This is a genomic window from Halopseudomonas sp. T1L2, assembly GCF_055397385.1.
In genome coordinates this window covers 534,482-546,868 of the sequence record NZ_AP040865.1, presented here as the reverse complement: position 1 = coordinate 546,868, position 12,387 = coordinate 534,482, and the positions used below count along the sequence as shown (strand labels likewise).

Below are 12,387 nucleotides of genomic sequence, written 5' to 3'. Positions count from 1 at the left end.
ACCGTACCCGCCGATATCAGCAGGGCTGATATCGACCGCCATAAAGGAGTATCACCATGAGCCTTATGACCTCACTCACCCTGGTCGCGTTGTCCCCCGCCGTAAAAGAATTGCTCCAGCAGGAGCAGATCGTCAGCCAGTGCGATGGACTGACCACCAGCATCATCGAAGCGGCCAAAGCGGCCGATATCCAACCGCAGATCGCCACCGTCATGGCGCTGACATTCCACGCAGCCGCTGCCGCGGCAGCAATGGCACGGCCCGAGGGTCGGGAGCCAATTGCTCACCTGATGCATACCATCATCACCGACATTATGAGCATCGACGTGGAAGCCCTGGCAGCTGAACACGCACGACCGGAGGTTGTCCACTGATGCGCATTTTCGACCAAGACTACCTACTGGTGACGCTGGACTTCGAGACGTTTTACGCCCCGAAGTACAGCCTCACCGTAATGAATACCTTCGCCTACGTCGCACACCCGCTGTTCTCGATCCATGGCGTCGGAGTCCAGGTCGAAACCTACCCGCGCCAGTGGTTCCGCAACACTCAGGATGCGCTCGATTACATCGACAGTCTGAACGAGCAGAACCTGCCCATTGCCCTGCTGTGCCACAACACCTATTTCGACGGCTGGATTCTCCACCACCTGTTCGACTGGCACCCCGATCTGTACCTGGACACCATGTGCATGTCACGCGGGATGTTCCCGACAGAATCAGCGGGGCTCGGGGCACTGGCCGAGCGGCTCTGGCCGAATGACCCCAAGATGCGCAAAGGCAAGGAGCTGGTGCAGTTCAAGGGGGTCACCACCGAACAGCTGTGGTCCACGCCGGCGCTGGAAGACACCATGCGGGTCTATTGCATAGGCAACAACCGCTCGCTGGGTGACGTTGGCCTGACCCACGCCGCATTCATGCGGATGGTGGAGTTCTACCCCGACGACGAATTGCGGCTGATCGACCTGACCCTGCGGATGATGTGCGAGCCTGTGCTGTACATCGACAAGGAGCGGGTCGAAAACTGCCATCGGGAAGCCTCGACCAAGCGCGAGGAAGTGATCCGCGCGTCGGGCGTAGCGGAGTCAGTGCTGTCGTCCAACACCCAGTTCGAGAAGTTCCTGCGCGACCGGGATATCCCCATCCCATTGAAGCCATCGCCAACCGCCAAGGTCAAGGACGAAAACGGCAACCCCACGGACGAACCGGTGATGATCGCGGCACTCGGAAAAAGTGACCTCGGGTTCCTCGACCTGCGCCGCACCTACCCGGACATGGAACCGATCTGGGCAGCGCGGGTCGCCGCCAAAAGTGTTGGCGAAATCGCCCGAGCAGAACGCTTCCTCGAAACCCATGAGCAGTGCAACGGCATGATGCCGGTGCCCCTGATCTACTACTCGGCGCACACCGGGCGGTATGGCGGGGGCGAGAAGCTCAACCTACAAAACCTCGGCCGTGGCTCTGAGCTGCGTCGATCACTGAGCGTACCTTCGCGGAGAGTGAAATGGTGAAGCACGGAACCTACTGCGGCCTCGTAGCACTGCTGCGGGGTAAGACCGCCCTGCTGCGAGATGACCCCGTGACCTGTGAAGGGGGCAACCACGGGTTGCTGCTGGCTCAATTCGACGACCGCAACCTGACATGGGGCGGAGATCGCATGGGCTTCGGCTGGCATGCCTTTAACCGAAACGACTTCACCATTACACCGGAGACACCCGATGACCGTCCCCTTTGACACAACACTGGTAGATGAAGTCCTCGACTATTACATCACGGGCGACGAGCTGATCTACGTCGCAGACTCCTCCAACATCGAGGCCCGCATGCTGGCGTGGGTTGCCGGCCAGGACAACCTGTTGGAGATTTTTCGCAACAACGGTGACGTGTACTCGAACTTCGCCTCGATCCTGTTCGGTTTCCCGGTCAACAAACATGACCACCCGCTTGAGCGATTCATCGGCAAGGTCTGTGTGCTCGGCCTCGGCTACGGTATGGGGTGGCGCAAGTTCCGCGACACCCTGGCCGCCGGGGCACTGGGCGGCCCGCCGGTGTATTTCTCCGAGGTCGAGGCCCAGAACGCGGTCAACACCTACCGCGCGGCCAACCAGGCCATCGTCAACTTCTGGCGCGAAGCCGACGCCGCCATTGCCGATATGTACCTCGGCAACACCCGCCAGTGGGGTGTCCTGACCATCCACAAAAACTGCCTGGTCATGCCCAACGGGATGGCGCTCCAGTACCCCGGCCTGCGCCCGGTCGAACCGAGCGAAGACGGCACCACCTTCGGCGGGTGGGAATACTGGAACGGCAAGTTCTGGACCAACATCTACGGCGGCAAGCTGGTGGAGAACATCATCCAGGCGCTGTCGCGAATCGCCCTGTTTGGGCAGATGCTCGACATCGACGACCTGTTCCAAGAGCACGATGGCCGGGTGGCACTGAACGTCCACGACGAAGTGATCACTGTCGGCCCCTCGTTCGGTGCCAAATGGGTGGGGAAAGATGCCAAGGGTAAAGATGTCTGGATCGACAGCGAAGGTGCGGACACACTTTTTTCGGACATGCTGCGAATCATGCGCACCCCGCCGGAATGGGCGCCAGACCTGCCTCTCGACTCCGAAGGCGGTTTTGATTTCAGTTATAGCAAGTGATGCCCGCTGACGTACTGCCCTAGCCAAGGAAGGCCACCCCCTTTAATATCAGCACTGCTAATATAGGAGTTTCCAGATGTCAGTGCCTCTCGTCTTCCTTGAGCCTGCCCGCAACCTACGGCTAGCAAAAACCATCACCAAAGACGGGTCGCTGCCGTACCCGCTGGCGAAGCGATTCACCAGCCACCAGTTGTATCTTTCGCCCGACGAGGCGGGCTTGCGAGAAGCGTTCGCCGCCATGCAAAAACATGCCTCGATGGGTCATGCGATCCACAAGGGTGTGCTGAAAGAGCCGATCATCAAAGAGCCGCGCCGCGGGAAGGCCGATGCCAACGCCCCGACTGCGCTGCTGGTGATCGACGTAGATGATTTCATCCCGCAGACCAAGCTGCCGACCCCGACCACCGCCACCGATCTGGCCGAACTGGCGAGGGAAATCCGCGGATACCTCCCGGAACCACTGAACACCACCGCCTGCATAGCCAACGCCTCGGCCTCGACTGGCTTCAAACACGGCGGCAAGATCGGCATGCACCTGTTTTTCATCCTGGAACGCCCGGTATCCCCGAGTCAGCTGAGCCACTGGTTGACCTGGCTTAACTTCTCCATCGACGCATTCAACCAACAGGTCGGCCTGAACCGCAGCGGTATCAGCCTCAAGTACGTCGTTGACCCGGTAGTCGCCCGTAACGCGCAGATCATCTACATCGCCCCGCCGCAACTGGCCGACGGCGTAACCGATTCCTTCGCGTCCGACGCCGACCGCTGGGTGATGCTGGAGGGGGACCGCTGGGTAACCGACCTGCAACCCCTGCTGGATGACACCATGCCGGCAGCAGTGCAAGCCGCTGCCGAAAAGCGACTGGCCGAGGCCCGCCGCAGCGTCGGACTGAAAAAGATCGTGCCCCGCTACCGCCGACTGGAAGTAGACGGCGAGCGTATTCAGGTGCTGACCAACCCGGATCAGCTGCAAATGACCCTGGTACGGACAACGGATGCCTTCGCCTACTGGAATATCAACGGTGGCGACTCCAATGCCTACTACAACCCCATCGGCAACCCGGAAATCATCTACAACTTCAAGGGTGAACCGCCCTTTGAGCTGCGCCGGGCGAACGAGGATGTCTACAACTGGTACTGCGAGCAGTTCAAAACCCAGATTCGCCAGACCAGCGACCCGCGACCTCTGGTTTTCCGCGAGCAGACCAGCGACCAGCACTACGCGGTGGAGTACAACCCGCGCGACGACCTGATCATCCGCATTGCCAAAATCGCCAAACCCAACATTGGCGACTGGTGCGCATCCTACGGGGTGCCCGCACCCGATCCACTGCCGCAATGGGATTTGACGTTCAACCCCCAGTCCACCACGGTGATCGACTGGGATAACCATATCCTCAACACGTTCCAACCGACTGATCTGATCCGTAACCCGCCAGCAGTCCTGCCGCAGTACAGCAAGTGCAAGATCGGTGAGACGGTCACACTGCTCCCGCAGCTATGCCCGAACATTCACCGGCTGCTCTACCACATCTGCGGCAACGGTGATCTGGAATACGAGTGGTTCATCAACTGGCTGGCCTACACGGTGCAGACCCGCAAGAAAGCGCACACCGCGTGGATTTTCAGCGGCGTACCCGGCACCGGTAAAGGGCTGTTCTTCGAGCGCATCCTGCGCCCGCTGATCGGCGACCGCTATGCGACACGCAAACGCATCGACCATCTGGAAGAGCAGTTCAACGCCTACCTGGAAGAGACCCTGTTCCTCGTCTATGACGAGTTCCGCCTGTCCGACTCAAAGCATGACGAGCGGCTGCTGAACAAGCTCAAAGACGAAATCACCGGGGCGACCAGCAACATCCGGGCGATGCGTACCGATGTGGTCGACAAGGCCAACTTCACCAATTACATCTTCTTCTCCAACCACCACGACGTGATGCGGATTGAGGATGGCGACCGGCGTTTCAACGTAGCGCCGCCGCAGCTGGTGCCGCTGCGCCAAGTGTGGCCCAAGATCACGGAAGAGCTTGATCTGATCGACACCGAGCTGGGCACGTTCGCCGGCTTCCTGATGGCGTTCAACATCAGCGAGCATGACGCGCGTACCTGCATCGAAAACGAACACAAGGCCAGGATGAAACAGCTGGCGATGGGTTACAACGCCCGCTTCTGCATGGCGGTACGCCATGGCCAGCTCGATTACTTCCTCGACGTGTTCGACATGGATATCGCCAACGACCTGACGAAATCCACCCAGATCACCACTGCGCAGAAATACGTCCGCTCCTGGCTTGGTTCTTCGGGTTCAGGCAAGACGCGCATTCCCACGTCTGACCTGTTCACGGTGTACATCGCCCTGCATGACTCCAAGGGCATGACCCAGACCAAGTTCACCCAGATGCTCGGGCGCAATGACGTGAACGTAGAGCGCAAGAAACTGGGCAACTCCAAGCTGAGCTGCGTGGATATCGAGTGGTACACGACGCTGAGCCAGGAAGACATTGACGCCTTGACCGCGCCCCCCGGCGCAAAACCGGCACACGCCAATTTCCATTGAGGACATCCCATGACTGATCGACCTGTATTCGACCCGTCTGCGTTCGGCTCCGGGAAAGTAACCCCGGCGCCGGTAGAACGGGACACAACCCAGTTCAACCCGCAGGCGATCAACGCCAAGATGCAGGAAAAAAAGCAGCAGCTCGTCGACCTACGCACCGCGCCGCTTGGGCCTGTCCCAACGTGGTCGATGAGCCGCCTGTTCGATTTTGAAGAATGCCCCTACAAGGTGTACCTCTCCAAGGTCGAAAAAATGCCGGACCCAAGCGGGCCGGCAGCCGAGCGCGGCACCCAAATCCACGACCACATCGAGAACTACATTAACGGCAATCACAGCGATGTGATCAAGGAAATGCACGGCTTCCAGAAGCTGATCGACCAATTGCGCGACGGCTACAACGCCGGTGAAGTGCAGCTGGAAGGTGACTGGGCCGTCAAGCGCGACTGGACGCCAACCGAGTGGAATGCCAAAGACGCCTGGGGCCGCTTCAAGCTCGATGCATTCCACACGGAATCGCCCACTTCCGCCATCGTCTACGACTGGAAAACCGGTCGCAAGTTTGGCAACGAAATGAAGCACAACCAACAGGGTATGGGTTACGCCATTTCAGCCTTCGCACTGTACCCCGAGCTGGAGTTTGTCAAGGTGAAGTTCGTGTACCTCGACAAGAACGACACGCTGGAAGGCAGCTATACCCGTGCCCAGGCCGAGTTGCTGCGCCCCGGCCTGACAACCCGCGCGGACAAGTTCACTACCTGCACCGACTTTGAACCCAAACCCTCGTTCCATGCCTGCCGCTGGTGCCCCCACGCCAAGATTCAGGAAGGCCGGGACGAACCAGCTTGCCGTTATGCGGACAGCCACACTCTCTAGGAAAGGACTGACAACCATGCAGACGTACACCCCCGACCGCTCTTTTCAGATGATGAACGCCATCCATGCGATTTATGGGGGCGAGTCCATGTCTATCGAGCCGACGATTTTCAATCTGGCAGCCGCCTGCTGCCCCGACTACGAAGGGGGTGTTTGGCATTTCCACTCCAACGGTGAAGTGGGCTACTGGGTGCCGGACTGCGACTCGGTGGCCGTGTCCTGCGAAGGTAACTACTACGAAAACAACGACATGGACGCCGAATCATTCGGGGTGGCAGTTACATTGATGGCGTTGAACCGCCTGGTATGGCACCACTTCCACCTCCATAAGCAAGAACGCGCCCAAGCGCTGCAAGCCCACTGGGACAAGCTGCATGCCTGGGCTTTCCGAGACGGGTCAACCCTCGACACTTCCGCGATCTACGCATTTCTGGACTAAAACCATGAACTATATCGACAACGCAATGCGCACCAACTCCCCACTGACCGGCACTTTCGGCATTTCGCCAGACCTGATCCATGCAACGCTCGGTATGACCGACGAGCTGTTCGAGCTGCACATGGCCGAAAACTGGCAAGAGCAAGCTACCGAAAGCGGCGATCTGTGCTGGTTCATAGCCCTGGCCGGCAAAACCCTCGACTACGATCCCTTCACCGCAGCCAAACGCATCGACGGCCTGGACGACATCCAGCTGGGAAGTCTGAGACCGCTGCCGCAGATGATCCACGCTTTCGTGAGCAAAGTGAAAAAGGCCTATGCTTACGGCGCTACCCTCGACAAGGAAGGGCTGAAAACCATCCTGCTGGAAATGGTCATTGGCCTGACCGTAGTAACCCGCGAATGCCGTGCCCAACTCAGCGACTACCCAGACTTCGACGGTGTGCTGGAAGCGAACATCAACAAGCTCAAAGCCCGATACCCGGAAAAGTTCTCGGCTAAGCAAGCCATCCACCGTAACGAGAAAGCCGAAATGGAGGCAGCGTTGCCTGACGCTGAATAACCATGACCACTTTCCCTACGCCCGACAGAATCAGCAGAGCTGATATCCCGCCTCTGTTCGATCACCAAGAGGCCAGTGTCCAATTCAAAGTCGAACACCCGCGAGTGCTCGATGAATCTGACCCGGGCACTGGGAAAACCCGCACCGTGCTGGAAGCGTTCTCGCGCCTGCACGAAGCGGGGGAAGTCGACTACCTGCTGGTGCTGGCACCACTGTCGATCCTCAACCCAAGCTGGGCCAAAGACTGCGCGTCGTTCACCCCGCACCTCAGGTGTCAGGTCGTAACGGCGAAGAACAAGTTCAATGGCCTGCCGCCAACAGCCACAGGGCAAGTGTTCGTCACCAACCACGACAGTGTGCGGTGGCTGCAAGAGTGGAAGCCGACAGGCCGCTGGGCGCTGTGCATCGACGAGTTCACGGTGTACAAGCACCGCACCAGCCAGCGCAGCAAGGCGATGGCGAAAATGCGGTCGCTGTTCGATATCCGCTGGCTGCTCTCCGGTACGCCAAACCCGAACGGTATCTGTGACATCTGGCACCCGGCGTTCCTGTGCGACGACGGCGCTCGTCTCGGCCGCTCGTTCGCCGGCTTCCGCTCACAGGTCTGCACCCCCATGCCGACTGGCCCGCGCGGCGAGTACATCCAGTGGCAGGACAAGCCCCACGCCGAGGAAATCGTCGCCGACCGGCTCAAGGACATCACCTTCCGCGTCTGTCTGGAAGACTGTCTGGATATGCCCGAGCACACCTTCCACACGCTGGAAGTCGAGCTGCCGAAGAAGCTGCGGGTGCAGTACAACGAGCTGATGCGCGAAGCAGCGCTGCTGCACGAGTCGGGTGCCCGGGTCACCGCGGTACACGCTGCGTCCAAAGGCAACAAACTGCTGCAACTGTGCGCCGGGGCCGTCTATGTGGATGGCGATGATGAAGGCGAAGGCGAATACAAGGTGTTCGACACCAGCCGTACCGACCTCGCCCTCGATCTGATCGAGCAACGCCAGCACAGTGTCACGGCGTTCATCTGGCGGCACCAGCGAGACCTGCTTGTGCGCGGCGCCGAGCAACGCGGCATTCGCTACGCCGTCATCGACGGCAGCGTTAAGCCGAAAGAACGCGATGTCCTCGTCGAACGCTACCAGCAAGGCGACCTGCAAACCCTGTTCTGCCAACCCAAGAGCACCAGTCACGGCCTCACCCTCACCCGGGGCACAGCCACGATTTGGGTCAGCCCAACACCCAACGCAGAACACTTCCGTCAATTCGACCGCCGCATCTACCGCGCCGGCCAAACGCAACGTACCGAAACCATCTGCATTGCAGCCCGCGATACACGGGAAATCCTCATGTACGAAAAGCTGCAAGGCAAACTCGGCCGGATGGACAACCTGCTCCACCTGGCTCTCAACCTGTAATCCCCAACCGAAAGGAAATACCCATGAACGCAATGACTGACATCGCCACTGACACCATCCGCCCGACCCAAGCCCTGCTGGACTCGGCCAAAGCCGTAGCCAAGGTCGTAGACAAGCTGGAGGGCATGGACGACACACTGGCCGACATGCACCTCAAGGTCAAAGCCGCGCGAGAAGCTGTCACCGAAGCGATGGACACGAACGGCGACTTCAAAGCCGCCATCAAAACCTTCCAGCAACTGAACAACAAGCTGGACAAGACCATCGAGCAACGCGAAAAGCTGCTGGAGACCCTGCGCACCGGTGTGGATACAGTCCGCGACACACTGGCCGAAGTCTCGGTGCAGATTCGCGCACTGGACAACTGATGTACCAGCGAAGCGAGGGGTACGGGGCCATCACCCCGCCCCCATTCATCCTCGGGATCGACACTGAGCGGTCGCCCCGGGAACTCCAGCAGGCGTATCCAGACGGACACCCAGTGTTTACTCGGAGCATGTGGCAGGAATGCGACACCGAAGAAGACTACTGGGGCTGGGTATACGACTGCATCCAAAGCACGGTGAATTATCCATGAGCAACCAAACCCTACCCCGGCTCGACGACCTGGCACAGCAGCGCTTCGAGCTGCGCGAAAGGAAACGCGCCCTGAACAATGAGATCGCCGAGATCGACCGCGAGCTGGACGAAAACGAAATCCAGATTCTTGAGGTTGCAGATGCCCTCGGCATGAAGCGCTTCGCAGTCGGCAAGCTGAGCTTCTCAGTCAGCGAGAACGTCGTCGGCAGCGTCGAAGACTGGGACAAGGTGTACGAGTACATCAAGGAAAACGACGCGTTTTACCTGCTCCAACGCCGCCTCGCCAACGCGGCGTTCAAGGAAATGCTCGACGACGGGAACGACCTCCCCGGCGTTGTGCCGTTCGTAAAACGCTCCATCAACATGCGCGCGAGCGCGTGACAATATCAGCACTGCTGATATAATTAACAGGTCATTCCGACCGACGCCTGCAAAGGCTGCACTAAAAAATGCCCGAAAGGGCCACGAAGGAGACGCCATTATGGCCAAGAACGAAGTAGCTACCGCTGAAACCAAATCCATCGTCGGCTTCGTAGCCGGTGACCAACTCCCCGAACACCTGCAACGCGGCACTGGCGCCGGGAACGAGAACGTATCGACCTCCGATATGTCGATCCCGCGACTGGACGTGATCCAGCAACTGTCCCCTCAACTGGACCCGAGCGATGCTCGCTACATCGAGGGCGCCAAGCTGGGCCATATCTTCAACAGCCTGACCGGTGACCTGTACGACCACTGCTTTGTCGTCAACCTGCACTACGAAACCAAGTACCAGATTTTCAAGAAGCGCAAGTTTGGTGGCGGTTTTGAAGGCAGCTTCGACACCGAAGCGGAAGCACTGGCCCACCTGGATTCCCAAGGCCTGCCGCGTGATCAGTATGACGTGTCGGAAACCGGTATCCACAAGGTTCTGCTGCTCGACGAGACCGGTATGCCGCAGTCCCCGGCAATCATCTACATGAGCGGTTCCAAGCAGAAGGTAAGCCGTGCATGGAACTCGGAAATCACGCTGAAAGACCCACGGGCGGATCGCTTCGCTTCTGTGTGGACCCTCTCGGCGGTAGGCGAGAAGAACCGTCAGGGTCAGCCGTATCAGAACCTCAAGATCACTTTCGCCGGCTGGGCAGGCGACGAGCTGTACCAGGAAGCCAAGAAGCTCTATCAAGGCATCGCTGGCAACGCCGTCCACTGACAGGGAACGCCCCAGGGAGGGGGCGACTCCTACGCATGAACGAACACTCCTACGTCCGATCCATACATCGTTCCCTCGCCACCAAGCACCCCTCCATCTATGCGTGGAAAATCAATGACAACTACCAAGGGGGCGTAGCGGACGCCTATTACTCAGGTTCGTCTGATCACTGGGTAGAGTACAAATATGTCAAGCTGCCGAAACGCGCCGACACCGTGATAAACCTCGGCCTCAGCCAGCTCCAGCTGCTTTGGCTCGCGGCTCGTCACAGGCAAGGAAGAAAGGTAGCTGTAATCGTGGGCTCCGACCAAGGAAGTCTCATTCTGGAAAATCTGGAGTGGGAAACCCGCATAAGCAGGGAAGATTTCTGCATTCGCAGTGTTGATAAAGACAAAGTGCTCGCCTATATTGTGGATACTGCATCCAAACAGATGCATTCGTAACTGCACCGCCCAGGAGGGGACATGATCAACCGAACCACCACCGACCAAGACCGTGAAAACGCCCGTCGTCTTTTCATGCTGTGGAAGGCGAAGAAAGGACCGTTGAACCTCGACCAGAAAAAAGCAGCATCCCTGCTGGGTTACGCTTCTCAGTCGATGGTCAGCCAGCAACTGCACTGCAAAGTGGCCCTGAACACCGAGGCCATCCTCAAATGGGCGCATTTGCTGCAAGTGCCCGCAAGCGAAATCGACCCGACCCTTGGGACTTTCGGCATTGCGGACGCGACCTTACGCCGAACACGGGTCCGAGTGGTAACAACTATGTCGGGGGCTGCCCCCGGCGCATCCGAGACAGTGGAGATAGTTACCAGGATGACAAGGCAAATGTATAGCGTTTCTGTCGACATTGACGGGTTTGAGCCTTTTGCCAAAAAAGGATCGCACCTGATTGTCAGCACTGACGAAGAACCCATTTCGGGAGACGAAGTGTTCATCGTCTACAAAATGGGCGAGAAAGACATCCACCTGATCAAGCGCTTTGTAGCCACTGACAACGCCCGCGGCGTTATCGTGGTCAAAGGCCTGACCTCAGAGGAAGTCGAAGAGCTGGATGCCGGCAGGGTAACCACGCTCGACCCCATCGTCAGCGTCGAACGCCCCATTGTGAATCGCCCTATTCGACTGCGGGCCAAAGCAGCCGAATAGGAAAAAAGCCCGGCACCCCCGGGCTTTCTATTGCCAAACCATATCAGCAGAGCTAATAAAATGGACATCGAACTCCCCGATTATCTGTCCCCGAAAATCCGACTCATCAGCTACACCCGGCCCACAGAAGAAATGAGCAAACTCGGGGTCAATACCCCGCTCGAACTGATCGCCTTCTGTGCCCGCGTCAGCAACCCGGCAAACCAGCTCAACAGCGCGACAGCAGCCAAACTGATCCGCAGCCTGATCAACCGCAAAGAATGGTCACCGCTAGAAATGGTCGATGCGACCCTCGAAATCACCACAGCCCGCGATATCTCGCGTCAGCAACTGCGTCACCGCTCTGCGGTGTTCCAAGAGTTCAGCCAGCGCTATGCCAACGTCGAGGGTGATCGCCATTGTCTGCGCGAAGCTCGCCTTGAGCATCCGACCGACCGCCAGTCCAGCGTCCCGACCAACAACCCTGAGCTGGACAACGAGTGGGCGCTGTATCAGATGGAAGTGCTCTCCGCTGCCCGCCGCGCTTACGAATGGGCGCGTCGTAACAAGATCGCCAAAGAGTGCGCCCGTGTAGTGCTGCCGGAAGGCCTGACCCTCACCGACCTGCACATGAAAATGAGCATCCGGTCGTGGATTCACTACCTGGAGCTGCGCGGTGCCAACGGTACTCAAGCTGAACACCGCGATATCGCGTTGGCCATCGCTGAGGTAATTGCTGTGATCTTCCCCTACAAGGAGCTGACCCAATGAAAGCACTCCTGCTGCGCCTGTTCGGGAAAAAACCCCACCGTTGCGGCAGATGTAGGCAAGCCTTGGCAGAACTGGACCTGCGGTTTCAGACCGCAGCCAGTGCGCAAAGCGTCCTGTCCATCCGCATTGCGCGGTTTAAGCAAGACCACCCCGACCTTTGGCAAAAATACTTCTCGGCGAAGGCACCGAAATGAGCAAGGAACCGGGATATACCACCGAACCCCC

General features: G+C 58.8%; 16 protein-coding genes. All 16 read left to right on the top strand.

All coding sequences use genetic code 11. From position 1 onward, the window contains the following. The first annotated feature begins 56 nt into the window (after window positions 1–56). The 16 genes from ACZ5WQ_RS02580 (at window position 57) to ACZ5WQ_RS02505 (ending at window position 12,356) form a co-directional block, all read left to right on the top strand. On the top strand, window positions 57–374 hold the full coding sequence (locus tag ACZ5WQ_RS02580; RefSeq protein ID WP_464383077.1) for a hypothetical protein: 318 nt from the start codon (window positions 57–59) through the stop codon (window positions 372–374). After that, on the top strand, window positions 374–1,510 hold the full coding sequence (locus ACZ5WQ_RS02575; RefSeq protein WP_464383076.1) for a hypothetical protein: 1,137 nt from the start codon (window positions 374–376) through the stop codon (window positions 1,508–1,510). The genes ACZ5WQ_RS02580 and ACZ5WQ_RS02575 overlap by 1 nt, the downstream gene beginning before the upstream one ends. After that, entirely contained in the window at window positions 1,504–1,734 is a 231-nt protein-coding gene (locus ACZ5WQ_RS02570; RefSeq protein ID WP_464383075.1) for a hypothetical protein, read from the top strand. Before ACZ5WQ_RS02575 ends, ACZ5WQ_RS02570 begins: the two co-directional genes overlap by 7 nt. Next, window positions 1,718–2,650, top strand: a complete 933-nt coding sequence (locus tag ACZ5WQ_RS02565; protein WP_464383074.1) for a DNA polymerase — start codon at window positions 1,718–1,720, stop codon at window positions 2,648–2,650. The genes ACZ5WQ_RS02570 and ACZ5WQ_RS02565 overlap by 17 nt, the downstream gene beginning before the upstream one ends. A 76-nt stretch (window positions 2,651–2,726) precedes the next feature. Then, window positions 2,727–5,207 (top strand): primase-helicase family protein, encoded by a 2,481-nt coding sequence (locus ACZ5WQ_RS02560; RefSeq protein WP_464383073.1) that lies wholly within the window; start codon window positions 2,727–2,729, stop codon window positions 5,205–5,207. Window positions 5,208–5,216: 9 nt separating this feature from the next. After that, the gene (locus tag ACZ5WQ_RS02555; RefSeq protein ID WP_464383072.1) at window positions 5,217–6,080 is read left to right on the top strand and encodes a PD-(D/E)XK nuclease family protein; all 864 of its coding nucleotides are present in this window, start codon (window positions 5,217–5,219) and stop codon (window positions 6,078–6,080) included. A 16-nt stretch (window positions 6,081–6,096) separates the two neighbouring features. Continuing rightward, window positions 6,097–6,519 (top strand): antirestriction protein, encoded by a 423-nt coding sequence (locus ACZ5WQ_RS02550; protein ID WP_464383071.1) that lies wholly within the window; start codon window positions 6,097–6,099, stop codon window positions 6,517–6,519. Between the two features lie 4 nt (window positions 6,520–6,523). Beyond that, window positions 6,524–7,081 carry a hypothetical protein gene (locus tag ACZ5WQ_RS02545; RefSeq protein WP_464383070.1) on the top strand — a complete coding sequence of 186 codons (558 nt, stop codon included), beginning with the start codon at window positions 6,524–6,526 and terminating at the stop codon, window positions 7,079–7,081. A gap of 104 nt (window positions 7,082–7,185) precedes the next feature. Further along, window positions 7,186–8,493: an SNF2-related protein gene (locus ACZ5WQ_RS02540; protein WP_464383069.1), complete on the top strand. Its 1,308-nt coding sequence runs from the start codon at window positions 7,186–7,188 to the stop codon at window positions 8,491–8,493. 23 nt (window positions 8,494–8,516) lie between these two features. Next, the gene (locus tag ACZ5WQ_RS02535) at window positions 8,517–8,861 is read left to right on the top strand and encodes a hypothetical protein (RefSeq protein WP_464383068.1); all 345 of its coding nucleotides are present in this window, start codon (window positions 8,517–8,519) and stop codon (window positions 8,859–8,861) included. A 205-nt stretch (window positions 8,862–9,066) separates the two neighbouring features. Continuing rightward, window positions 9,067–9,453, top strand: coding sequence for a gp33 family protein (locus ACZ5WQ_RS02530; protein ID WP_464383067.1), 387 nt, complete (start codon window positions 9,067–9,069; stop codon window positions 9,451–9,453). 100 nt (window positions 9,454–9,553) lie between these two features. Next, complete coding sequence (locus ACZ5WQ_RS02525) at window positions 9,554–10,264, top strand: hypothetical protein (protein WP_464383066.1); 711 nt, start codon at window positions 9,554–9,556, stop codon at window positions 10,262–10,264. A gap of 35 nt (window positions 10,265–10,299) precedes the next feature. After that, on the top strand, window positions 10,300–10,707 hold the full coding sequence (locus tag ACZ5WQ_RS02520) for a hypothetical protein (protein WP_464383065.1): 408 nt from the start codon (window positions 10,300–10,302) through the stop codon (window positions 10,705–10,707). Between the two features lie 21 nt (window positions 10,708–10,728). Beyond that, window positions 10,729–11,412, top strand: coding sequence for a hypothetical protein (locus tag ACZ5WQ_RS02515; RefSeq protein WP_464383064.1), 684 nt, complete (start codon window positions 10,729–10,731; stop codon window positions 11,410–11,412). Window positions 11,413–11,472: 60 nt separating this feature from the next. Further along, a complete protein-coding gene (thyX, locus tag ACZ5WQ_RS02510; protein ID WP_464383063.1) occupies window positions 11,473–12,162 on the top strand; it encodes an FAD-dependent thymidylate synthase in 690 nt (229 codons plus the stop codon). Further along, window positions 12,159–12,356, top strand: a complete 198-nt coding sequence (locus tag ACZ5WQ_RS02505) for a hypothetical protein (protein WP_464383062.1) — start codon at window positions 12,159–12,161, stop codon at window positions 12,354–12,356. The genes thyX and ACZ5WQ_RS02505 overlap by 4 nt, the downstream gene beginning before the upstream one ends. Window positions 12,357–12,387: the final 31 nt, after the last annotated feature.